The following is a 20832-nucleotide window of genomic DNA, read 5'->3' on the forward strand; positions in this document are numbered from 1 at the left end:
GCGCGGGCGTCTCGAGGACGCGCGGCCTGACGCTGGCACTCAGCAGTTGCTACCGGGTGGCGCCGAACTGGGCGGACCGGAGGGGCGGCGGCGAGTCATTCGGGCCGGGACTCGAGGCGGGCGACTTGGCGGCCGGAGTGGATACCGGTGGCCGCCGCCTGCGCCTCGAGCGCCGTACTCACGGAATGAGTCGACTCGCGGTCCCAACTGCTGGCCGTCGATCAACCTGCCAACAGACTACGCCGCACGACCGACAACGCGGGATACCTCGATGCCGTCGGCGTACGTCGTCACCTCCGCGCAGGAGCATGGGCACAGCAGCAGCGACACCCGCTGTACCGACTTCCGGTCGTCGGCCACGAACCAGACGTTGGCGCGGCCGTCCATCAGCCGCCGCTCGTTGCTCTGTGAGAACCACGGGCCCCGGAGGAGCTCCGTGCTCGAGACGTGCTCAATGACGTCCAGGAGCAAGCCCATCCCTGCGGCCTCGCTGCCGCCCAACGGCCGGATCAGCATCGGTTCCACGCCTCCCGGTCCCAGTGGCTCGCCGCGTCCGCCGGCAGGGCCATCGTGTCGTCGTCGTCGAGGAACGTCCGCCGCGGCATCCGCACAGTCACGAACGGCGCTGCGGCCGGAACGGGCTCAGCGACTGCGCCCGCTTCGGGGGTGTCCTCGAGGTGTTCTCCCTGGTCAACCATGTTCTTCCTCCCTTGTGTGTCTGGCGTTCGACTCGCCTTACACCCTGTCTGACCTGCTGAAACGCACGCCTGACGACGCGTCAAACAGCGTTTTAGCTGAACGCCAACGCGCCTCCCGACGTGTCCGCAGGGCTCTCGGTGAGATCGAGCACCCAACCTGACCTGCTGTTTTCACTCTTGCGATCTCCGTCTCGAGGGCCCCTCGAGCAAAACTTTTTCTGAGACGGTGTGCGCCGAGTTGACCGCGCCGGGGCCCCGGGAAATCAGTTTGGTGATTTCGACTCCCCCTCCCCCTTGGCCACGGCAACGAGGGCGAGCGTGGGCGAGCGCGGCGACCTCGCGGGCGGATCCTCCGGCGTAGCCCGATCGTGCCGACCATGATCGCTATCTGTCACGCTTAGTGAGGTCTGATCCGGCGTCGCGCCGTTCGCGCCGCCGTTCGCGCCATTGGCGCCAGGGTCTGAACCCTGGCGTGAATGGCGCGACTGTGGCGCGACCGCCGGAGCGTCGTCACTCTGCGTGTCGGGGAAGTGCTCGGAGATCCGCCAGACCGACCCCTTGCCGAAACCCGCGCGTTCCGCCTTCACGCCTGCCTTACGCATGGCGCGCTGCAAGGTGCGCTCCGAGATGTCGTCAGCCGCTGCCGCCCTCTTCACGTCCTTGCTGGATGCTTCACCGCCCTGGCTCTCGAGATAGCCGCGCAGCCACTCGGCAGCGACGTCCCGGTCGCCTCGGTCGGTCTCCTGCCCGGCTGAGAGGATCTCGTCCACCGTGCGGTCCGCGCGGCCGGTAAAGACGAACCGGCCAACTCTGGCTTCGCCTGCCCTGGTGGGCACGGTGGCCGACTCGATGAGGTACGACAGCGAGGGCAGGTCCGCGCGACCGAGGCTGTTCTTCGCCTGGGTCATCACACGGCATTCGTTGTCGTCGTCGCGGGCGAATCCGAACACGGCGCGCGGGACGTTCTTGAAGGCCCCCGACCCTGTGATGAGCGAGGCCGGGTCGGTGCTCGCCCCCTTGTTGAAGTGGGCGATCCCGAGCAGCACGGCACCCGTACGGTCGGCCATCCTGGCGAGCGGGTCGAGGGCCAGGCGTACGTCACGCTCGCGGTGGGTGTCGATGCCCTTGCCGATGCAGGACATGAGCGGGTCGAGGACGACCAGGGCCACGCCGTGCTCGTCGATGGCCTGCTCCATCAGAGAGTTGTCCTGCGGCAGGCTGAGTGTCGTCTCGCCGTACTCGGCTTCCACGGCCTCTACCCGGTACACGAGGTCGAGGTCAGCGCCGGCCCCGATGAGGCGGGGCACGATCGTCTGCTTCCACGAGTCCTCCACGGCCACATAGAAGACCGCGCGGGGGCGCCCGTAGAAGGAGCCGGGGAGGGTGCCGCGGGTGATGTGCGCGGCCATCCACATCCCGAACGAGGACTTCCCTGTGCCCTCTCGGCCGGCCGCGACCGACAGGGCACCGGCAGGGATGCGTCCCTCGCCCTCGTCGACCCACGCCCACACCACCGGCTCGGGCTCGATGTCCGAGGCGCGGGTGATCTTCAGCGATCGTCGGGGAGCGAGCGAGGCCTCGGTGACCCCGTTGCGCTCGAGCGTCTCGCGGGCGACGTCACGGGGGTCGGTCACGCGACCGCTCCCGCCCGGCGCGGCGCCCGTTCCGCGCTGTGCAGTGTCCTCGAGGCTTCGGCGTCCGACAGCCCGATGCGGGCCGCGGCGTCGAGCAGGGCGCCGCGCATGGCGTCTCCGTCGACCTTGCCCGCGCGCACCAGCTCGAGGGCGCGGCAACTTGCCCAGAACAGTCGGGAGTTCCGCTCTCCCTCGCGGGCCTCGAGGACGAACGCGACCAGGCCGACGAGCCCGTCGAAGGGGCGGGCCGTCTCGATCTGCTGTACGGGGCGGGGCGGGGCGTTACGGGTTCCCAGGAAGCCGGGCCAGAGGGTGAGCGGGTGGGTGAACCGGCCGTCGCCCGACCAGCGATATCGGGCGCCGGACGGGTGCAGGGAGGGCGCGGCGACGATGTAGCCGTTGGCCTTCACGTCGATGCCGGGACCGAGCTTGCCGGGCAGGTCCGTGCCGGGGTGGGCGTAGACCATGTGGAGTCCGTCCCCGCCCGTGATCTGCATGAGAGTGGCGGGCAGTGGCCCGTGCTCGGCCTCGAGGCGGCACAGCGTCGCGTGTCCGCCGTTGCGGGGGTCAACGTCGACCACGGCCAGGCCGTTCGGGGCGCAGGGCAGACCGATACCGGCGGACGGGTAGCGGCTCCACCATGCGGTGATTTGTGCTGGGTCGCGCGTGGCGTCGTGATAGCCGTGCCCGTGCTGGCCGCACTCACCGCGGCACGGGTGTCCGGCCTCGTGCGCGCGAGGGATCGCCGGAGTCTTGCCCGCGAGCGGGAAGACGCTCCAACCGTGCTGCGCGTAGGCGAGAGAGTGCTCGAGCATCGGCCTACCGCCTCTCGGTTCGGGTCGTCCGGCGACGACGGAGCGTGTCATCATCTGAGGGTCCGTTCTGTGTTGAAGCCCTGGGTCGCTGCCGAGCGATGAGCCCGGGGCTTCGGCTTTTCTGGATCGGATGAGGGCCCCTGCCGCGCGGGTGCTGGATACACCTGCGGTCTGGTGGGGGCCGTCTTATGCGCTCTCCAGAAGGGAGACCAGCGACGCGGTGATGACGCGGTACCGGGCGCCGAACGAGAGCGTGCGTACGGGTGCCTCGCCGCGCTTCACCAGGTCGTAGAGGTGCGACTTCGAGATGCCGAGGCCTTCTGCGGCCTGGGGGATGCTGACGGTGGCCGGCCACGTGCGGATCTCGTCCAGGGTGGGCGGGGTCGCGAGCGTCATGCGGACGCACCCCCCATCCGCTGGCGCATGTACGTGTCGACGTGGTCACGCCTGTACCGCACCGGGGAGTTGGGGGCGGGCGACAGCTTCGTGAACTCGGGGCCGATGCCCTGGTATCTCCAGTTGGCCAGCGTTCCGGGGTGCACTCGGAGTTGCTGAGCCACCTCTCGCGGCGTGAGCCATTCGATCTTCACCCTCAACCTCCTTCGAGATTTTCTCGATGACTACTTGCATCATCGCGTGATGCTACGTGATGATGGCGAGCGTAGGGCCAAGGGGAAGTTTCCACAAGATCTTGGAGATTTTCGAGAAGATCTCGATGGCTAGCATCGAGATCATGACGACAGGACGCATCGAATTGAGTGCCAGCGGACGAGCCGTAGCCGCGAACGTGAAGCGGCTACGCGCAGCACGTGGGATGAGCCTCCGGGCTCTCTCCGAAGCGCTCGGTAAGGTCGGCCGGAGTCTGAGCCAGGACGCGATCAACAAGATCGAGAACGGCTCCGAGGAAGGCACGACGAAGCAGATCAGGCGCGTCGACGTCGACGACCTGGTCGCGCTCGCTATCGCCCTCGGCGTCTCGCCTGCGACCCTGCTCTTGCCGCAGGACGCCCGCGGTACGGCTGAGGTCACGGGCGCCGGCGAGGTCGAGGCCACGCTCGCTTGGCGGTGGATGTGGTGCCAGGAGCCGATCCTGCTCCCAGACGGGGAGGAGGAGGCGGACCGCGCACAGGTCGAGTTCCTGCTGAACTCCCGCCCCATCGGCCTCTTCACCACTCAGGGAGACGACCGGGTCTCCGGCGCCGCTGGGTTCCGCCCACGACGGCAGGACGACGATGGCTGACCCGATCAAGAAGATCACGCTAAGAGGCGGCAAGGTCCGGTACCGATTCGTCGTCGACGTCGGCCAGGAGCCCAAGAGGGACAAGACCACGGGCGCAGTGATCCTCAACCCGGAGACCGGGGAGCCGGTGATGCGGCGGAAGCAGCTCACCGTCACAAAGGACACCAAGACCGAGGCGGTCAACGAGTACGCGCGGATCCAGCACCAGAAGGCGACCGGCACGTTCATCGCTCCGGCGAAGACGACCGTGGCCGAGCTGGTCGACATGTGGCTGAAGGCGGCGACGCGAGACGTCGAGGTGGCCACGAAGCGGTCCTACGAGGACGCGATGCGGTACGTCCGTACGCACCTTGGCACCAAGCGGCTGCAGCAACTCACCGAGGACGACGTCGAGTCGCTCATCGACTGGATGCTCAGCAGCGCCCGCCGGATCGGCGGCAAGGCCGGCACGGGCCTGAGCGTCCGCACGGTGAGCCTCACCCTCGGTCGTCTGCGGGCCGCCCTCAACCTGGGCATCCGCCGGGGCCTGGTCGCGCGGAACGTGGCCGAGCACGTCACGATCCCGAGGCAGGCCCGGAAGGAGGACAAGGAGCGCCGCAAGGGACGCGTGCCGTGGACTGAGGACGAGGTGAAGACGTTCCTCGCGCACGTGGCCCCGGACCGCCTGTACGCCGCGATGCTGCTGTCGCTGATCGGCCTGCGGCCAGCGGAGGTGTGCGGCCTCCGGTGGATCGACGTGGACCTCGAGGCCGGCACCGTGTCCGTCGAGAAGACGCGGACGCTGGTGGCGGGCGAGGTGATCGAGAAGGACACCAAGTCGGCTTCTGGCGAGCGGAAGTTGCCGTTGCCGACGATCGTGCTCGCCGCGCTGCGGATGTTCCGAACCCGCCAGGCGCGCGAGCGTCTCCAGTCCGGCGATGGCTACGAGGCCTCGGGGCGCGTTGTCGTCGACGAGCTGGGGGCCGCGGTCAAGACCGACTGGTTGCGCCGGCGGGCGTACGAGCGGATGGAGACGGCCGGGGTACGCAAGGTCCGCCTGTACGACGCCCGGCACGCGTGCCTGTCGTGGATGGCCAACAACGGCGTGCCAGACACCGTGGTGAGTGCGTGGGCCGGACACAGCGACCTGTCGTTCACGAAACGCACCTACGTACACCCCGACCCGCAGTCGCTCAAGGCGGGCTCAGACAAGCTCGCTGAGCTGCTCGGCTGACCATGATCAAACGGCGGATGTGAGAAATCGTGAGACGAACGCTCGTCAAGCATGACAAAGGCCCCGATCCGCCTTAGCAGTTCAGGGCCTCTGACCAGCACTCTAGGTGCCTTTTCTCTGGTGCACTCGGCAGGATTCGAACCTGCAACCTTCTGATCCGTAGTCAGATGCTCTATCCGTTAAGCTACGAGTGCTTGTTTTGTTTTCCCGCCGTTCCTGCCCTTCCGGGCCGCTCGCGGCGACAGGAAGAACATTACATGACTGCCGCCGCCATGTGAAATCCGTTTGCCGTACCCGTTGTGAGCTGCGGAAACGGCCCGAGAAGGCCTTGGTGGCAACGACGAAGCCCCGGCCGAAAGACCGGGGCTTCGTGATCAAGCGCGGAGGCGGAGGGATTTGAACCCTCGATGGGATTTAAGTCCCAAACCGCATTAGCAGTGCGGCGCCATAGACCGGACTAGGCGACGCCTCCAGCACAGCCATCCGCGCGAGCGCGAGTGGTGCGTCCAGATGATGACACAGTCGAGCGCGGTGTCACCAATCGCCTCCCACGGTACTAGGCAGGCGGGCCGCAGGGCAAAGCCCTACCGACGGTGCGAGAGACGTGGCGCAACCGGTCGGGGCGGGGCGCGTTAGTCAGGTCATGCTCCAGTCCGCCCGGCTCGCCCGGCTCCTCGTCCTCGGCGCCTCCACTCTCGTCGCCGCCGGTTCCGTCACCGCCGTACCCGCCTCCGCCCACACCCTCATGCCCCCGCCCGCCCGCGACGACGACCGCGTCGGCGACCACCTCACCGTCACCGTGCGGAACGCGGGCGGCGCCAAGGACGGGACCTTCGAGCTGTACTGCCATCCCGGCGGCGGCACCCACCCCGACGCCGGCAGCGCGTGCGCCGCGCTCGACCGCGGTGCGCGCTGGGGCAAGGACACCTTCGCCCCCGTACCCGAGCGAAGCCTGTGCACCATGCAGTACGGCGGGCCGGCCACCGCGCATGTCACCGGGACCTGGGCCGGACGGCCCGTCGACGCGCGGTACGACCGGAGCGACGGCTGCCAGATCGGCCGTTGGGACCGGCTCGTTCCCGTGCTGCCCGACATGGGCCGGTAGGCACCAAGTACCTCGCACAGGCATTTCATGGCGGAAACAGGGCGTCCATAAAAGTCCTGCGAAAGTCCCGCGGAGGTATCGCGCAGTAGAAGCAGGTGGTCGCGCGTGCGGTCACACGTTCTACGTCACTTCGTCGTGCGACCTCCCTCTCATCCGGGACCCCCGGCACAACCGCTGCCCTTAGACTCCCTCGCGTGACACGTCGCGGGCCGGTTGGCAAGATGGCCCGAGCGGTCGGCAAGGTGCGGTAACAGGGAGGAAGCGTCTCGTGAGCAGCAGGCCATCCCGAGGCGCTGCTCGCCTCGCAGCCATACTCGACGCGCTGCCCGACGCGTTGGTCCTGGTCAACGCCAACGGAACCGTCGTGAACGCCAACACCATCGCCCTCGAGGCCTTCGAGGCGCCGGGTACGGCTCTGGTCGGGCGCGGGCTGCTCGATCTGCTGCCCGAGTTCGACTCCAAGCTGATCCCGGGGTCGATGCGGCGACCGGACCACATGGATCCGCGGGGGCAGACCAAGCCGACGCGGATGATCGCGCGCCGGACCGACGGGGCCGAGTTCCCGGTCGAGGTGACCAGCGCCAATCTCGAGAACGGCCAGCAGGCCTACGACAACTACGGCTACGGCAGCGACGAGCTGCTGATGCTCGTCGTACGGGACCTCACCGGGACCGTCGACACCGAGGCCGAGCTGGCGCGTTCGCAGCGGCAGACCGAGATGATCCTGAGGGCCGCGTCCGAGGGGGTCGTCGGTACCGACACCGACGGGCGGATCGTGCTCGTCAACCCGGCCGCCGCCCAGATACTGGGCTACCGGGCCAGCGATCTCGGCGGCCGCGAGCTGCACGAACTCATGCTGCACTCCCGCGCGGACGGCACACCGTTCCCGTACGAGGAGTCCCCGCTCGCCGACACCCTGCGCTCCGGGCGCAAGCACCGGGTGCGCGGGCAGGTGGTGTGGTCGAAGAAGGGCGACAAGGTCTCCGTCGACCTGACGACCGCGCCGGTGCGGGACGGTGACCAGCTCGTCGGGGCTGTCATGACCTTCACCGACCGGCGGCCGTACGACCAGCTCGCCGAGGAGAAGGAGGCCGCCGAGGCGCGGCACGCGGAGGAGCTGGAGCGGCTCGCCGAGGAGCATGCCTCCGAGCTGACCGCCCTGCGCCAGAAGCACATCAACGAGGTCGAGGGACTCCAGGAGCAGCACGAGGAGGAACTCGCCGCGGGCGAGGAGCGGTACGCCTCCCTCGGGGAGCGGGAGAAGGACCGGTACGAGGCGCTCGCCGGGCGGCATGAACAGCTCCTCACCCTGCTCGGAGCCTCCCTGCGCGGGCCCCTCGACGAACTGCGCCGCGAACTCGCCGCGCTGGCCGCGGACGACGCCGGGCAGTTGTGGCCCGAGGCCAACCAGGTGCTGCACCACCTGTCCGCGGGGTACTCGCGGATCACCCAGCTCATCGACAACGTGCTCGCCTACCAGCGCCTCGAGACCGGCACGGACGGCATCACACGGACGAAAGTGATGCTCGACGCCGTCGTCGCGGCGGGCGTCGACGGGGCCGTGGAGCTCATCGGGCCGGGGCGCGTGCAGTTCGCCGTGCACGCCCCGCCCATCGAGGCCGAGGTCGACCCGCAGCTCCTCGCCCGGTCCCTCGCCCACCTCGTCGCGGACGTCGCCGGCGTCGACGCGACCGGCAACTCGCCCGTGTCGGCGGGCGGGTACATGGACAACACCGTCGTCGTGGCGGCGGCACAGCGCGGCGAGGTCGTACGCATCGAGGTGCGCGGGCCGTACGCCGGGGGAGACCCGGTGCACGAGCCGATCGTGCGCGGGATCGTGCGCGCCCACGGCGGGGTGCTGCAGACGCATGAAGTGCCGGGGATGAGCGGGAGCGCCTACGTCCTCGAAGTGCCCATCGGCGGTGGGGCGGGGGCCGTCGCGGCGGCCGGTCCGGCTGCGATCGAGCCGCCTGCCGGGACCGATGGCGGGGGCGGGCGGCGCCGGGCGCGGCGGTCGTCCGTCGACGCGTTCCTGGAGAGCGATGCGCCGGAGGCTTCCGGCATCGGCGCGGACCCCGCCTCCGACGGGGCCGAGGGCACGCCCACCGGGCGCCGCAGAAGGCGTACGGAGGAGGCTCCGGCCCTTCCGGCGCTGACCTCCGGCGTGGAGTCCGGGTCGGGTGGTACCGGGCGGCGGCGGGGCAGGCCGGCCGAGGTTGCCGGTGAGGACGTGGCCGACGGGGTCGACGCGGGCGTGTCCGAGGGTGCCGTCGTCACGGCCGCCGAGTACGCCGCGGGGACCGCGGCCGTGGGGAGCGGTCTGGGCGGGACCGTGCCGCCGCAGGGTGTGCCCGCGCCTGCGGAGGGGCGCCGTGCTCCACAGGACTCCGGTGCGGGCCCGGGCTCCGGCTCCGGCTCCGGTGAGCAGCACGCGCTGCCGCCGGCGCTGCCCGCGATCGCGTCCGCCGAGCCCGCGGAGGGCGGCGGGACGCAGCCGACCGGACGTCGGCGCCGCGCCCTGGCCGCCGCGAACGAGCGGGCCGCCGCGCAGGAAGCCGCGCCCCGCGCGGTGTTCGCCCTGCCGCCCGCGGACGCGGACCGGGCCGAGGGCACTCCGGACGGGCCGGGCGGCGCGCAACAGCCGGCGGCCGCGGTCGGGCAGGCGCACGTTCCGGGGCAGGGCCAGGGCGGTGTGCCCATGCAGGCACCCGGCGCCCAGGGCGCCGTTCCCGGGCAGTTGCCGGGTCAGATCGCCGTGCCCGCACAGGTTCCGGTCCAGGCCGGTCTTCCCGGGCAGGCGCCCGGTGCGGCCGCCGTACCCGCGCAGGTGCCGGGCGCTCAGGTCGCCGTCCATGTCCCTGGGCAGGCCGTTCCCGCCGCCGGGCTCGTCGACGACGGTCGGCACGACGCCGTGCCGCACGACCAGTCCGGTGACCACACACCGCCGCAGCCGCACCCCGCGTCCGCGCCCACGGGCCGGCGCCGACGGGCCGTAGGTGCGCCCGCGGAGGCCGGTGGGACGCCGGCGCAGGGGGTTCCGGCGCAACAGCAGGGGGTTCTGGCACCGCAGGCGACCGCCGGGCAGCAGACCGCTCAGCCGGTCCCCGCCCAGGCCGCCCGGCCCGCCGCCGTCCCCGCGCAGCACGCCACCGGTCAGACCGCGCTGCCCGCCCAGGCACCCTCCGGACAGACCCTCGCCGGTCAGCCGCTCCCCGCCGAGGCCGCTCCCGGTCAGGCACCCCAGGGCACCCCGGCTCCCCAGCCGTGGCCCGCCGACGACAACGCCGTACCGCCGAACGCCCCGCAGCCCGTGCCGTCCGCCGGCACCCCGGCCCCCGGCACCACGCCGCCCCCGGAGGCGGCCGCGCAGGCCCGCCCGGCGCAGCCGCTGCCCGCGGAGGCCGCGGCGCCCGTCGACCCGAACTCGACGCAGGGGCGGGCGATCAGCGTGCGGACGCTGGGGCAGGGCGTGCCGTTCACCCGGCAGGCGGCCCAGGTCCAGCAGCCGACGGCGACGCCCGCGCCGCATCAGCCCGGGGGTTCCGGCCGCCGCCGCAAGCTCGGCACACCGCCCGACCCGGCCGCCGGGCGCCCGCATCCGACGGCCGAGCAGACCCCGGCGCAGCCCCAGCCGTCGTTGGCCGGGCAGGCGCCCGCGCAGCCCCAGCCCTCGATGGCCGGACAGTCCCGGCTGGCGCAGCTGACCGAGGGCACCGGACGGTCGTACGCCATAGGCGCACCGGACGAGAACGCCGCCGAGGGGCCCGAGCCGCTGGACGGTCCCGGTGGGGCCGTCGAGATCGCGGACACCCCGCGGCCGCAGCCCATGGACGACGAACTGCCCCCGGAGCCGCTGGACAACCCGCGCCGGCTGCTGGTGTGGCCCGCGCCGGACGTCACCACGCAGCAGGCGCTCAGCGACCGCGGCTACCGGCCCGTCATCGTGCACTCGCGCGAAGAGGTCGACGCGCAGATCGCCGCGTTCCCGGCCGCGCTGTTCGTGGACCCGCTGACCGGGCCGATCACCCGGACCGCACTGCAGTCGCTGCGGCAGGCCGCGGTGGCCGCCTCGGTGCCGGTGATGGTGACCGCGGGGCTCGGACAGGCGACGCGCGAGGCGGCGTACGGTGCCGATCCCGCCGTACTCCTGAAGGCCCTGGCACCGCGGGACAGCGAGCAGCACCCGCCGCGCGTGCTGCTGATCGAGGAGCACGCGGAGATCGCGCTGGCGCTGACCGCGACGCTGGAGCGGCGCGGGATGCAGGTGGCGCGGGCCGCGAGCGACGCGGACGCGGTGACGCTGGCGGGGCAGTTCCGGCCGAACCTGGTCGTGATGGACCTGCACCAGGTGCACCGCCGCCAGGCCGGCATCGTCGACTGGCTGCGCGCGAACGGGCAGCTCAACCGCACCCCGCTCGTCGTCTACACCGCCGCCGTCGACCAGGCGGACCTGCCGCGGCTGGCGTCCGGCGAGACGGTGCTGTTCCTGGCGGAGCGGTCCACCAGTGGTGAGGTGCAGGCGCGGATCGTGGATCTGCTGGCGCGGATCGGGACGAACTAGGCGCGGGGGCTGGGGCTGGGGCACGCAGGGTCAGGCGTACCGGCTCAGGCGTACCGGCTCGGACGGTGGGCCTCAGTGCAAAACGACGCCGCCCTGCCGAGCCGCGCAGTGAACCGCCGCGCCCCGGCCACCCCTACTACTTCGCCACCAGCCTCCGCGCGGCCTCCCGCACCGACGCCCGCAGCCGCTCCCCGTCGTCCTCCTCGCCGCCGACCACGATGCGCCGCATCTGCGGGACGACGGCGGCCCAGTTGGCCAGGGCGATGAGGAGGAAGAGTAGGTCGCGGGCGGGGATCGCGTCGGAGACGACACCCCGGTCCTGGCCGTCCTGGATGGCGGCGACCTTCTCCCGGTAGTGCTCCTGGCGCTCGGCCTCGTCGGGCAGCTCGGTCAGGCCGTACTCCAGCCCCTCCCAGAAGAGCAGGCGCAGCACCTCGGGGTGGGCGACGTGGTAGTCCATGACGCCGTCGATCCAGCTCTCGATGTCGTCCGCGTCGACCGGTACGGCGACGGCCAGATCGAGCATCGCCTTCTCCAGGACCCGGGAGAACAGCTCCGCCTTGTTGCCGAAGTAGGCGTAGATCAGCTGCTTGTTGGCCTTGGCCTCGCGGGCGATGCGGTCGATACGGGCGCCGGCGATGCCGTGGCGGGCGAACTCGGCGACCGCCGCGTCGAAGATCCGGGCCCGGGTCGCCTCAGGGTCTCTCACTGCCATGGGGTCCAGGGTAGCGGGGGAAGTAACCAACTGTTTGGTTGACAGGGAATTCGGGGGAGGTGCAGGGTGTTCTTCCAGCCATCCAACCAACTGGTTGGTTGCCGAGGGACGGCCCCGACCCTCGGCCCTCACTCTCAGGCCCGCGCTCGAAGGAGTCCCGCCGCCCATGTCGTCGACGACGATCACCACCGAAACGGTCGCCCGGACCCCCACCCGGGAGCCCACCCGCGCCCGTCTCTTCCTCGTCCTCATCGCCCTGTGCACCGCGGTCACGGCCGCGAACATCTACCTCGCAGCCCCGCTGCTCCCCCTCATCGCGCACGACTTCGGCTCGACCCCCTCGGCCATCGCCTGGATCGCCTCGGTCGCCCAGTTCGGCTACGCCGCCGGCCTGCTCTTCTTCGCCCCGCTCGGCGACCGCGTCAACCGGCGCCGCCTGGTCGCGGGCCTCACCCTGGTCACGACCGCGGCCCTGGCCCTCGCCGCCGCGGCCCCCGGCACGACCGCCCTCGCCGCCGCGGTCTTCGTCGCCTCCGCCGCGACGGTCGTCCCCCAGCTCCTGGTCCCCCTGGTCGCCGAACGCGCCCCCGCCGACCGCCGCGCACGCCATGTCGCCGCCGTCATCGCGGGCCTGTTCACCGGCATCGTCGCGGCCCGCGTCCTCGGCGGTCTGGCCGGCGACGCCTTCGGCTGGCGCCCGGTGTTCGCCGGTGCGGCGGTCCTCACCGCGATCCTGGGGCTGCTGACGGCGTCCGTCCTGCCCTCACGCGCGGGGACCCCGAAGGGGAACGGCGGGCTCTTCTCCGGCCTCGCCTCGATGCCGGGCCTGGTGCGCCGCTCGCCCGACCTGTGGCGCGCGTGCGTACGGCAGGCCGGGATGTACGGCGCCTGGAGCGCCCTGTGGACCTCGCTCGCGCTGCTGCTGACCGGCGAGCCCTACGACCTCTCGACCGCCACCGCCGGTCTCTTCGGCCTCTTCGGCCTGTCCGCGAGCGTGGTGGCCCCGCTGGCCGGCGGCCTGGTCGACCGCTTCGGCGCCGCGAAGGTGGTGCGCACCGCGTATGCGCTCGCGGCCGCGTCCGTACCGCTCTTCTGGCTCGGCGGCCATGTCCTGGTGGCGCTCTTCGTCGCCGCGATCGCCATCCACGCCGCCCTGGTCGCCGCGCACATCGCCAACCAGACCCTCGCCCTCACCACCACCTCCACCCCGGCCACCGCCAACAGCGCCTACGTCGTCTCCGGCTTCGCCGGCGGCGCCCTCGCCTCGGCCCTGGCAGGCCTCGCCTTCACCCACTTCGGGTGGGGAGGAGTGGTCGCAGTGGCGGGCGTGTGGCTGACGCTGGGGTGGGGGACGACTGCCGTACGACGGTGACGGCGCTGTTCCTACGACGGTGCACGGCGCTGTCTCCACGACGGCGACCGCGGCGGTCGTACGACGATGCCGGGCAGGGATGTCGATCCCTGCCCGGCATCTCGTGTGTATCCGAGCTTGTGTCAGAGCTTGGTGATGTCCAGCGTGCCCTCGGCGTACTGCTTGCGCAGCACCTTCTTGTCGAACTTGCCCACGCTCGTCTTCGGCACCGACTCGATGATCGTCCAGCGCTCCGGGAGCTGCCACTTGGCGATGTGACCCTCCTCGGCGAGGAAGGTGCGCAGGGACTCGAAGTCGGCGGTGGAGCCCTCGCGGAGGACGACCGTGGCCAGCGGGCGCTCGCCCCACTTGTCGTCGGGGACGGCCACGACGGCCGCCTCGGTGACGTCGGGGTGGGACATCAGGGCGTTCTCCAGCTCCACCGAGGAGATCCACTCGCCGCCGGACTTGATGACGTCCTTGGCACGGTCGGTGAGGGTGAGGAAGCCGTCGGCGGAGATCGTGCCGACGTCGCCGGTCTTCAGCCAGCCGTCCTCGCTGAACTTGTCGGCGGGGCGCAGCGATTCGGCGTCCGGGCCGTTGTAATAGGCGCCGGCGATCCACGGGCCGCGGACCTCCAGCTCACCCGCGGACTCGCCGTCCCAGGGCAGGCGCTCGCCGCCGGGGCCGGTGAGGCGGGCCTCGACGCTCGTCGGGAAACGGCCCTGCGTGAGGCGGTACGCGAACTCCTCCTCGGTGCCCACCGCATGGGCCGGCGGACGGGCGATGGTGCCGAGCGGGGAGGTCTCCGTCATGCCCCAGGCGTGGCAGACCCGCATGCCCAGCCTGTCGAAGGCCTCCATGAGGGAGGGCGGACAGGCGGAACCGCCGATGGTGACCTGACCGAGGGAGGAGACGTCCCGCGGCTTGGCGGTCAGTTCGGCGAGCAGGCCCTGCCAGATGGTGGGGACGGCGGCCGCGTGGGTCGGCTTCTCGCTCTCGATCATCTCGGCGAGCGGCGCGGGCTGCAGGAAGCGGTCCGGCATCAGCAGGTTCACACCGGTCATGAACGTCGCGTGCGGCAGACCCCAGGCGTTGACGTGGAACTGGGGCACCACCACCAGCGAGGTGTCCTGGTCGGTCAGGCCCATCGACTGCGCCATGTTGACCTGCATGGAGTGCAGATAGATCGAACGGTGGCTGTACACCACGCCCTTGGGGTCGCCCGTCGTACCGGACGTGTAGCACATCGCGGCGGCCTGACGCTCGTCCAGCTCGGGCCAGTCGTACGCCGTCGGCTTCCCGGCGATCAGGTCCTCGTACTCGTGCACCTGGACGTCGGCGGCCGCGAGCCCGGAGCGGTCGCCCGGGCCCGACACCACCACGTGCTCGACGGTCTTGAGGTGCGGCAGCAGCGGGACGAGCAGCGGCAGCAGCGAACCGTTGGCGATCACGACCCGGTCGGCCGCGTGGTTGACGATCCACGCCAGCTGCTCGGCCGGGAGCCGGAGGTTCAGCGTGTGCAGGACCGAGCCCATGGACGGGATCGCGAAGTAGGCCTCGACGTGCTCGGAGTTGTTCCACATCAGGGTCGCGACCCGCTCGTCGTCCGCGACGCCGAGGTCCTCGCGCAGCGCGTGCGCCAGCTGGGCCGCACGGGCGCCGATGTCGGCGAAGGAACGCCGGTGCGGCTCGCCCTCACCGGTCCAGGTGGTCACCTGCGATGTGCCGTGGATCGTGGACCCGTGGGCCAGGATCCTCGAGATCAGCAGCGGTACGTCCTGCATCGTGCTCAGCACGGCGTCCTCCCGGGGCGACATTGCCTACGCGGTGGTAAGGGCTGGGCTGATTCTGCTCACATACCACTTGGTATGTCACTAGGCAGCGGTGATCGATCACGTCACGTTGCGTTCACAGTGCTGTGCAGCTATCGGAGAGACCGCACTGCCGGTCTCAGGGCCGGTCGGGGCCGCGGAAGGGGAGGGTCTGGCTGTAGACGACGCTCGTGGTCGTGCTGCCGAGTCCCGCCAGCTCGTCCATGAGGGTCTCCAGGTGCCCCATGGAGGTCGCGGCGACCTTCAAGGTGTAGCAGTCGTCACCGGTGGTGCGCAGGCACTCGAGGATCTCCCGCCGCTCGGCGAACAGTTGACGCAACGGCTGGTGACGGTTGCCCGGGTACTTCAGCCGGACGAGGGCCAGCACGGGATAGCCGACCTTCGCCAGGTCCACCACCGCCTGGTAACCGGTGATGACGCCCTGCGCCTCCAGCTGCCGCACCCGTTCCGTGGTGGCCGACGGGCTGAGATTCACCCGCCGCCCCAGTTCACTCAGGGACAGACGCGCCTCCTGCTGCAACTGACGGATGATCGCCCAGTCGACCTCATCGAGATTCACGGCCACATCGTGAATCTACCGGCAGATTCACGGGTGCACACCCCGATCACCGGGAGAAGCCTGTTCCGTTGCCCATGATCACCGCTATAGCCTCGAAACATGCAACTGGGCGTCAACGTACCGAACTTCGGCCCCGGCACCGACCCGGGCGTCCTGCGCGAATGGGCCCGCGTCGTGGAAGGGCTCGGCTACGACCTCCTCATGGTCTCGGACCACGTGACGGTCACCCCGGACGTGGCCGAGCGATACCCGGAACCGTTCTACGAACCCTTCACCACCCTCTCCTGGCTCGCCGGCATCACCACCACCCTGCGCCTGGGCACCACCGTCCTCGTCCTCCCCTACCGGCACCCGCTCCTGGTGGCCCGTATGGCCACCAACCTCCAACAGCTCAGCGACGGCCGCCTGGTGCTCGGCGTGGGCGTCGGCTGGGCCCGTCAGGAGTACGAGGCGCTCGGCGTGCCCTTCACCGCGCGCGGCAGACTGACCGACGAGCACCTCACCGCCCTGCGCGCCGCCTGGCGCTCGGACGGCCCCGCCACCGCCGTCCCCCTCTGGGTCGGCGGCAACAGCGACGCGGCGATCCGACGCGCCATCGGCTTCGGCGACGCCTGGCACCCCCTGCGAGGCACGATCTCCTGGCTGCGCTCCACCGTGACCCACCACGCCCTGCCGGGCTTCGCCCCTCGCATCGCCCTGCGCCTGACGACGACACCGGTCGACGACCCCGAACGCCCCGCAGGCATCGGCACCCTCGACCAGATCCTCGACGACCTCGACCAGCTCCGACTGCTCGGCGCCTCCACCGTCCTGCTCGACCCCTACCACGGGGACCCGGAGGAGACCCGCCGCCCGCACACGGCCTGGCAGGATCTCACCGCCGTGGCCACCCACTGGAGGACCCGCTCATGATCAGCACCGCCGACGAGCACCTCCTGCGCCGCGCGATCGCCCTCGCGGCCCACGCCGTCACCCTCGGCGACGCCCCCTACGGCTCCCTGCTGGCCGGCCCCGACGGCGAGATCCTCGCCGAAGCCCACAACACGGTCCTCCGCGACAACGACATCAGCGCCCACCCCGAACTCAAGCTCGCCCGCTGGGCCGCCCGCGAACTCGCCCCCGACACCGCCGCCCGCACCACCCTCTACACCAGCTGCCAGCCCTGCGGCATGTGCACCGGCGGCATCGCCCGCTCCGGGCTCGGCCGCGTCGTCTACGCCCTCTCCACCGAGCAGCTCATCGAACTCAACCCGGCCTCAGGCGCCTGGCCGACGGTCGAGCAGCACGGCCCGGCACTCTTCGACGAGGCACGGGGCCCGATCGAGACGCATCACCGACGGTGACCCACGGGCATGGCCGTGCCCTGCCCCGCCCGGAACAGTGGAGGGCCGCCCGGCGCGGTCAACGTCGGCTCGGGACGATCGAGGCCTGCTCTGAAGGGTTGAGCTCTGCCGGTAAGGGCCGAGGCCGGCTTGGAGCAGTGGGACACGCCTCTGCGGACCAGGTCGGCTTGGAGCGGTGGGACACGCCCCTGCGGTCCACGTCGGCTCGGACGGATGGGACCCGCCCCTGCCATCGAGGTCTGCTCGGAGCGGTCGGAGCCCGCTTGCCGTGGGCAGGACCTCCCTGCCGCGGCCCGGACCCGAACCGTGCGACGCGGCTGCCCGCTCCCGCGCCGCGCACCCGCGACGGAACAGCCGCCCCTAGCGGACCAGCCCCAGCTCCGGGTCCTCCCGCAGCTTGCCCAGCGCCCGGGACACTGCGGACTTCACCGTGCCCACCGACACCCCGAGCACCTCGGCCGTCTGGACCTCGCTCAGATCCTCGTAGTACCTGAGGACGACCATCGCCCGCTGCCGGGCCGGCAGTTTCATGATTGCCCGCCACATCGCATCGTGCAGCGCCTGCTGCTCGGCCGGGTCGTCCCCGCCGGGCGTCAGCTCGGGCTCCGGGATCTCGTCGGTCGCGAACTCGTCCACCTTGCGCTTGCGCCACTGCGATGTGCGCGTGTTCAGCAGCGCACGACGCACATAACCGTCCAGCGCCCGGTGGTCCTCGATCCGCTCCCAGGCGACATACGTCTTGGTGAGCGCGGTCTGCAGCAGGTCCTCCGCGTCGCACGGGTTCGCGGTCAACGACCGGGCGGTACGCAGCAGCACCGGCTGGCGGGCCTTCACATACGACGAGAAGGAGGGGTACGTCGCGTACGGGCGGGTCTGCCTCGCCGGTACCGCGACGTCCGAAGCGCTGGTGCAGACGGGTGTGGTCATGGCTCCACGCTAGGAGCGAGGAGGCCTCCCTCTCATCGGCCGCAGGTCCCGAAGACGAGTCCGCCTCAGGTTGTAGGGGTGGGGGTGGCTCCACCTCCTGAGGGTGGACGAGGGGGTGGGGACTACTGCGGGACGACCCCTGAGGGGTACGCCCGTCCTCGCAGACAGGCCCGCCTTCCGAGGCCTCAGCCTTCCCCGGAGAGCACCAGCCCCGAGGTGGGCACCCCTGTCCCCGCCGTCACCAGGACCCGGCGCGCGCCGGATATCCGGTTCACCGCCGTCCCCCGTATCTGACGCACTCCCTCCGCGATCCCGTTCATCCCGTGCAGATACGCCTCCCCCAGCTGTCCTCCGTGTGTGTTCAGCGCCAACCGCTCCCCGGCCACGAAGTCCGCCGCCTCCCCCTTCCCGCAGAACCCGAACTCCTCCAACTGCATCAGCACGAACGGCGTGAAGTGGTCGTACAGGATCCCCACGTCGATGTCGGCCGGCGTGAGCCCCGAGGTGCGCCACAACTGGCGGGCCACGACCCCCATCTCCGGCAGGCCCGTCAGGTCGTCGCGGTAGAAGCTGGTCATCTGCTCCTGGGCCCGGCCCGCTCCCTGGGCTGCCGCGGCCACGACCGCCGGCGGGTTCGGCAGATCACGTGCCCGCTCCAGGGACGTGACGACGAGGGCCTGGGCGCCGTCCGTCTCCTGGCAGCAGTCCAGGAGGCGGAGCGGCTCGACGATCCAGCGTGAGGCGGCATGGTCGGCGAGGTTGATCGGACGGCCGTGGAAGTACGCCGCCGGGTTGGTCGCCGCGTGTCTGCGGGCGGTGACGGCCACCTGCCCGAAGGCCTCCGGGGTCAGACCGTAGGTGTGCAGATAACGCTGGGCCGCCATCGCCACCCAGGACGCCGGGGTGAGCAGCCCGAACGGCAGGGACCAGCCGAGCGCGACCCCCTCCGCGGAGGGCTCCCGGTGCTGCACCCCCGAGCCGAAGCGGCGCCCCGACCGCTCGTTGAAGGCGCGGTAGCAGACCACCACCTCGGCCACGCCCGTCGCCACCGCCAGCGCCGCCTGCTGGACCGTCGCGCAGGCCGCTCCGCCGCCGTAGTGGACGCGGGAGAAGAAGGACAGCTCGCCCATCCCGCAGGCCTGGGCCACGGTGATCTCCGGGTTGGTGTCCATCGTGAACGTCACCATCCCGTCCACGTCGGCCGGCGTCAGCCCCGCATCGTCCAGCGCGGCCCGCACCGCCTCCACGGCGAGCTTCAGCTCACTGCGGCCCGAGTCCTTGGAGAACTCGGTGGCGCCGATGCCGACGATCGCCGACCGCCCGCCGAGGGTGTCCCGGGTACGGACGCTCATCGGGGACCTCCTGAGGCCGTCCGCGACGACGTCTGCGGCGGCGCGACCGGCGGCGTATCCGGCGGGACGGTGACTGTCACCGTGCCTGTGACATGTCTGCCGATGCCGTTCTCCCCGATCACGCGGACGGTCGCGGTGTCGCCTTCGACCTCCTCGACCGTGCCCGTCAACACCATCGTGTCTCCCGGGTAGTTGGGGGCGCCCAGTCGGATGGCGACGCGGCGGAGCTCGGCCGTGGGACCGAAGTGGTCCGTGATGTAGCGGCCGACCAGGCCGTTGGTCGTCAGGATGTTCATGAAGATGTCGGGGGAGCCCTTCTGCCGGGCCGACTCCGCGTCGTGGTGAACGTCCTGGTAGTCGCGGGAGGCGACGGCGCCGGCGACGATCAGCGTGCGGGTGACCGGGATCTCCAGCGAGGGGAACTGCTCACCGACGTACATGGGACCCCTCCTCGTGCGACCCCTTCCCGTACAAGCCTTCCTCGGCCCGGAAGACCGGGAGCACCAACTCGTCGTCGTACTCCCTGAATTCGAGCCGCACGGGCATGCCGATCCGCACCTTGTCGTACGGCACCCCGGTCACGCTGCTGATCATTCGCACGCCTTCCGTGAGCTCTATCAGGCCGACCGCGTACGGAGGGTCGAAGGCCGGGAAGGGCGGGTGGTGCATGACGACGTACGAATGGACCGTGCCGTTGCCGCTCGCCTCGACGGTGTCCCACTCCGGGTGGCCGCAGGTGTTGCAGCCAGGCAGCCAGGGGTGGCGCAGGGTCCCGCAGGCGGTGCAGCGCTGGATGAGGAGGCGGTGTTCGCGGACGCCTTCCCAGAAGCCGGCGTTGTCGCGGTTGATGACGGGGCGGGGGCGGCGGGGTGCCTTGTCCGACTGCCGTTGTCGCGCGGACGCGGGGGCGTATTTGAGGATGCGGAAGCGGTGGGTACCGGCGAGGTCGGGGCCGACTCGGATGTCCATGCGGGTCGTGACGAAGTGACCCGTGCCGAGCTTCGTCGTCTTGCGGGACGACACCGACTCGATCACCGCGTCGAAGGTGATCTCGTCACCGGGGCGCAGGGGGCGGATGTACTCCTGCTCGCAGTCGGTGGCGACGACCGAGGTACAGCCCGCCTCGTCGAGGAGGGTGAGCAGTTCGTCGTAGGCCGACGAGCGGCCCGAATGTCCGGAGAGGCCGCCCATCGTCCACGCCTGGAGCATGGTGGGCGGGGCGATGGCGTCCGGGCCTGAGTAGGCCGGGTTGGTGTCGCCCATGGCCTCGCACCAATGGCGGATCATGGGCGCGTTGACGGGGTCCTTGCCCGTGCCGGAGACAGCGGCGGGCCGGCCCTCGTACGCCTTCAGTCGCTGCTCCAGTTCGTCGGCCATGGCCTCCCCCTCGTCCTCGTGGTCCCGTTCGTCCCGCCCGTTTCGTATCGACACTTCTGGTACACCGCTGCCGCCGCCGGGGTTCCCACGACCTCGGCGAAGATTTC

Annotated in this window: 20 protein-coding genes and 2 tRNA genes; 7 read left to right on the plus strand and 15 right to left on the minus strand. The window is 71.1% G+C overall.

Annotated features, from left to right (window positions below; all coding sequences use genetic code 11):
- Window positions 1–237 precede the first annotated feature (237 nt).
- From OHU89_RS24655 to OHU89_RS24680, 6 genes are all read right to left on the minus strand, one after another.
- Window positions 238–525, minus strand: coding sequence for a hypothetical protein (locus OHU89_RS24655; RefSeq protein WP_405645894.1), 288 nt, complete (start codon window positions 523–525; stop codon window positions 238–240).
- Window positions 510–698, minus strand: a complete 189-nt coding sequence (locus tag OHU89_RS24660) for a hypothetical protein (RefSeq protein ID WP_405645895.1) — start codon at window positions 696–698, stop codon at window positions 510–512. The genes OHU89_RS24655 and OHU89_RS24660 overlap by 16 nt, the downstream gene beginning before the upstream one ends.
- 263 nt (window positions 699–961) lie before the next feature.
- Window positions 962–2332, minus strand: a complete 1371-nt coding sequence (locus tag OHU89_RS24665; protein WP_405645897.1) for an AAA family ATPase — start codon at window positions 2330–2332, stop codon at window positions 962–964.
- Window positions 2329–3147 (minus strand): bifunctional DNA primase/polymerase, encoded by an 819-nt coding sequence (locus OHU89_RS24670; RefSeq protein WP_405645899.1) that lies wholly within the window; start codon window positions 3145–3147, stop codon window positions 2329–2331. Before OHU89_RS24670 ends, OHU89_RS24665 begins: the two co-directional genes overlap by 4 nt.
- 186 nt (window positions 3148–3333) lie before the next feature.
- Window positions 3334–3543 carry a helix-turn-helix domain-containing protein gene (locus OHU89_RS24675; protein ID WP_405645901.1) on the minus strand — a complete coding sequence of 70 codons (210 nt, stop codon included), beginning with the start codon at window positions 3541–3543 and terminating at the stop codon, window positions 3334–3336.
- Entirely contained in the window at window positions 3540–3737 is a 198-nt protein-coding gene (locus OHU89_RS24680) for a helix-turn-helix domain-containing protein (RefSeq protein ID WP_405645903.1), read from the minus strand. Before OHU89_RS24680 ends, OHU89_RS24675 begins: the two co-directional genes overlap by 4 nt.
- A 143-nt stretch (window positions 3738–3880) precedes the next feature.
- Here OHU89_RS24680 and OHU89_RS24685 point away from each other — a divergent pair, with 143 nt between their 5' ends.
- On the plus strand, window positions 3881–4387 hold the full coding sequence (locus OHU89_RS24685; RefSeq protein ID WP_405645905.1) for a helix-turn-helix domain-containing protein: 507 nt from the start codon (window positions 3881–3883) through the stop codon (window positions 4385–4387).
- Complete coding sequence (locus OHU89_RS24690) at window positions 4380–5600, plus strand: tyrosine-type recombinase/integrase (protein WP_405645906.1); 1221 nt, start codon at window positions 4380–4382, stop codon at window positions 5598–5600. Before OHU89_RS24685 ends, OHU89_RS24690 begins: the two co-directional genes overlap by 8 nt.
- Before the next feature lie 118 nt (window positions 5601–5718).
- Here the strand turns inward: OHU89_RS24690 and OHU89_RS24695 are convergent.
- Both OHU89_RS24695 and OHU89_RS24700 read right to left on the minus strand, forming a co-directional pair.
- Window positions 5719–5794: transfer RNA gene (locus tag OHU89_RS24695), tRNA-Arg, on the minus strand.
- 187 nt (window positions 5795–5981) lie between these two features.
- Window positions 5982–6072, minus strand: a tRNA-Ser gene (locus OHU89_RS24700).
- A gap of 171 nt (window positions 6073–6243) precedes the next feature.
- Here OHU89_RS24700 and OHU89_RS24705 point away from each other — a divergent pair.
- Both OHU89_RS24705 and OHU89_RS24710 read left to right on the plus strand, forming a co-directional pair.
- Window positions 6244–6705: an SSI family serine proteinase inhibitor gene (locus OHU89_RS24705; protein ID WP_266890262.1), complete on the plus strand. Its 462-nt coding sequence runs from the start codon at window positions 6244–6246 to the stop codon at window positions 6703–6705.
- Window positions 6706–6973: 268 nt separating this feature from the next.
- Window positions 6974–11266 (plus strand): PAS domain-containing protein, encoded by a 4293-nt coding sequence (locus OHU89_RS24710; protein ID WP_405645908.1) that lies wholly within the window; start codon window positions 6974–6976, stop codon window positions 11264–11266.
- A 136-nt stretch (window positions 11267–11402) separates the two neighbouring features.
- Here OHU89_RS24710 and OHU89_RS24715 read toward each other — a convergent pair whose 3' ends face one another.
- The gene (locus tag OHU89_RS24715) at window positions 11403–11981 is read right to left on the minus strand and encodes a TetR family transcriptional regulator (RefSeq protein WP_266890258.1); all 579 of its coding nucleotides are present in this window, start codon (window positions 11979–11981) and stop codon (window positions 11403–11405) included.
- Between the two features lie 166 nt (window positions 11982–12147).
- Here OHU89_RS24715 and OHU89_RS24720 point away from each other — a divergent pair, with 166 nt between their 5' ends.
- Window positions 12148–13353 carry an MFS transporter gene (locus tag OHU89_RS24720; RefSeq protein WP_405645910.1) on the plus strand — a complete coding sequence of 402 codons (1206 nt, stop codon included), beginning with the start codon at window positions 12148–12150 and terminating at the stop codon, window positions 13351–13353.
- Between the two features lie 122 nt (window positions 13354–13475).
- On the opposite strand, the gene OHU89_RS24725 is transcribed toward OHU89_RS24720, so the two are convergent.
- On the minus strand, window positions 13476–15152 hold the full coding sequence (locus OHU89_RS24725) for a long-chain fatty acid--CoA ligase (RefSeq protein ID WP_405645912.1): 1677 nt from the start codon (window positions 15150–15152) through the stop codon (window positions 13476–13478).
- A gap of 133 nt (window positions 15153–15285) precedes the next feature.
- On the minus strand, window positions 15286–15732 hold the full coding sequence (locus tag OHU89_RS24730; RefSeq protein WP_266890252.1) for an Lrp/AsnC family transcriptional regulator: 447 nt from the start codon (window positions 15730–15732) through the stop codon (window positions 15286–15288).
- Between the two features lie 93 nt (window positions 15733–15825).
- On the opposite strand from OHU89_RS24730, the gene OHU89_RS24735 reads away from it, so the two are divergent.
- Window positions 15826–16638, plus strand: coding sequence for an LLM class flavin-dependent oxidoreductase (locus OHU89_RS24735; protein ID WP_405645914.1), 813 nt, complete (start codon window positions 15826–15828; stop codon window positions 16636–16638).
- On the plus strand, window positions 16635–17069 hold the full coding sequence (locus OHU89_RS24740; RefSeq protein ID WP_267015456.1) for a nucleoside deaminase: 435 nt from the start codon (window positions 16635–16637) through the stop codon (window positions 17067–17069). Before OHU89_RS24735 ends, OHU89_RS24740 begins: the two co-directional genes overlap by 4 nt.
- Window positions 17070–17429: 360 nt before the next feature.
- Here OHU89_RS24740 and OHU89_RS24745 read toward each other — a convergent pair whose 3' ends face one another.
- The 4 genes from OHU89_RS24745 to OHU89_RS24760 all read right to left on the minus strand — a co-directional run bounded on the left by OHU89_RS24745 (window position 17430) and on the right by OHU89_RS24760 (window position 20725).
- Window positions 17430–17996 carry a SigE family RNA polymerase sigma factor gene (locus OHU89_RS24745; RefSeq protein ID WP_266890246.1) on the minus strand — a complete coding sequence of 189 codons (567 nt, stop codon included), beginning with the start codon at window positions 17994–17996 and terminating at the stop codon, window positions 17430–17432.
- Between the two features lie 185 nt (window positions 17997–18181).
- Window positions 18182–19348, minus strand: coding sequence for a lipid-transfer protein (locus OHU89_RS24750; protein ID WP_405645916.1), 1167 nt, complete (start codon window positions 19346–19348; stop codon window positions 18182–18184).
- Window positions 19345–19788, minus strand: a complete 444-nt coding sequence (locus tag OHU89_RS24755; RefSeq protein WP_405645918.1) for a MaoC family dehydratase — start codon at window positions 19786–19788, stop codon at window positions 19345–19347. Before OHU89_RS24755 ends, OHU89_RS24750 begins: the two co-directional genes overlap by 4 nt.
- Window positions 19775–20725, minus strand: a complete 951-nt coding sequence (locus tag OHU89_RS24760) for a bifunctional MaoC family dehydratase N-terminal/OB-fold nucleic acid binding domain-containing protein (RefSeq protein ID WP_405654642.1) — start codon at window positions 20723–20725, stop codon at window positions 19775–19777. The genes OHU89_RS24755 and OHU89_RS24760 overlap by 14 nt, the downstream gene beginning before the upstream one ends.
- Window positions 20726–20832: the final 107 nt, after the last annotated feature.

The sequence above is a fragment of the Streptomyces sp. NBC_00019 genome, assembly GCF_045041015.1.
GTDB lineage: Bacteria > Actinomycetota > Actinomycetes > Streptomycetales > Streptomycetaceae > Streptomyces.

Coding starts and splice junctions, on each gene's coding strand:
- OHU89_RS24755 (WP_405645918.1), bottom strand. CDS start 19,788: ATGTACGTCGGTGAGCAGTTCCCCTCGCTGGAGATCCCGGTCACCCGC.
- OHU89_RS24720 (WP_405645910.1), top strand. CDS start 12,148: ATGTCGTCGACGACGATCACCACCGAAACGGTCGCCCGGACCCCCACC.
- OHU89_RS24740 (WP_267015456.1), top strand. CDS start 16,635: ATGATCAGCACCGCCGACGAGCACCTCCTGCGCCGCGCGATCGCCCTC.
- OHU89_RS24715 (WP_266890258.1), bottom strand. CDS start 11,981: ATGGCAGTGAGAGACCCTGAGGCGACCCGGGCCCGGATCTTCGACGCG.
- OHU89_RS24660 (WP_405645895.1), bottom strand. CDS start 698: ATGGTTGACCAGGGAGAACACCTCGAGGACACCCCCGAAGCGGGCGCA.
- OHU89_RS24685 (WP_405645905.1), top strand. CDS start 3,881: ATGACGACAGGACGCATCGAATTGAGTGCCAGCGGACGAGCCGTAGCC.
- OHU89_RS24750 (WP_405645916.1), bottom strand. CDS start 19,348: ATGAGCGTCCGTACCCGGGACACCCTCGGCGGGCGGTCGGCGATCGTC.
- OHU89_RS24725 (WP_405645912.1), bottom strand. CDS start 15,152: ATGTCGCCCCGGGAGGACGCCGTGCTGAGCACGATGCAGGACGTACCG.
- OHU89_RS24760 (WP_405654642.1), bottom strand. CDS start 20,725: ATGGCCGACGAACTGGAGCAGCGACTGAAGGCGTACGAGGGCCGGCCC.
- OHU89_RS24690 (WP_405645906.1), top strand. CDS start 4,380: ATGGCTGACCCGATCAAGAAGATCACGCTAAGAGGCGGCAAGGTCCGG.
- OHU89_RS24735 (WP_405645914.1), top strand. CDS start 15,826: ATGCAACTGGGCGTCAACGTACCGAACTTCGGCCCCGGCACCGACCCG.
- OHU89_RS24670 (WP_405645899.1), bottom strand. CDS start 3,147: ATGCTCGAGCACTCTCTCGCCTACGCGCAGCACGGTTGGAGCGTCTTC.
- OHU89_RS24745 (WP_266890246.1), bottom strand. CDS start 17,996: ATGACCACACCCGTCTGCACCAGCGCTTCGGACGTCGCGGTACCGGCG.
- OHU89_RS24705 (WP_266890262.1), top strand. CDS start 6,244: ATGCTCCAGTCCGCCCGGCTCGCCCGGCTCCTCGTCCTCGGCGCCTCC.
- OHU89_RS24675 (WP_405645901.1), bottom strand. CDS start 3,543: ATGACGCTCGCGACCCCGCCCACCCTGGACGAGATCCGCACGTGGCCG.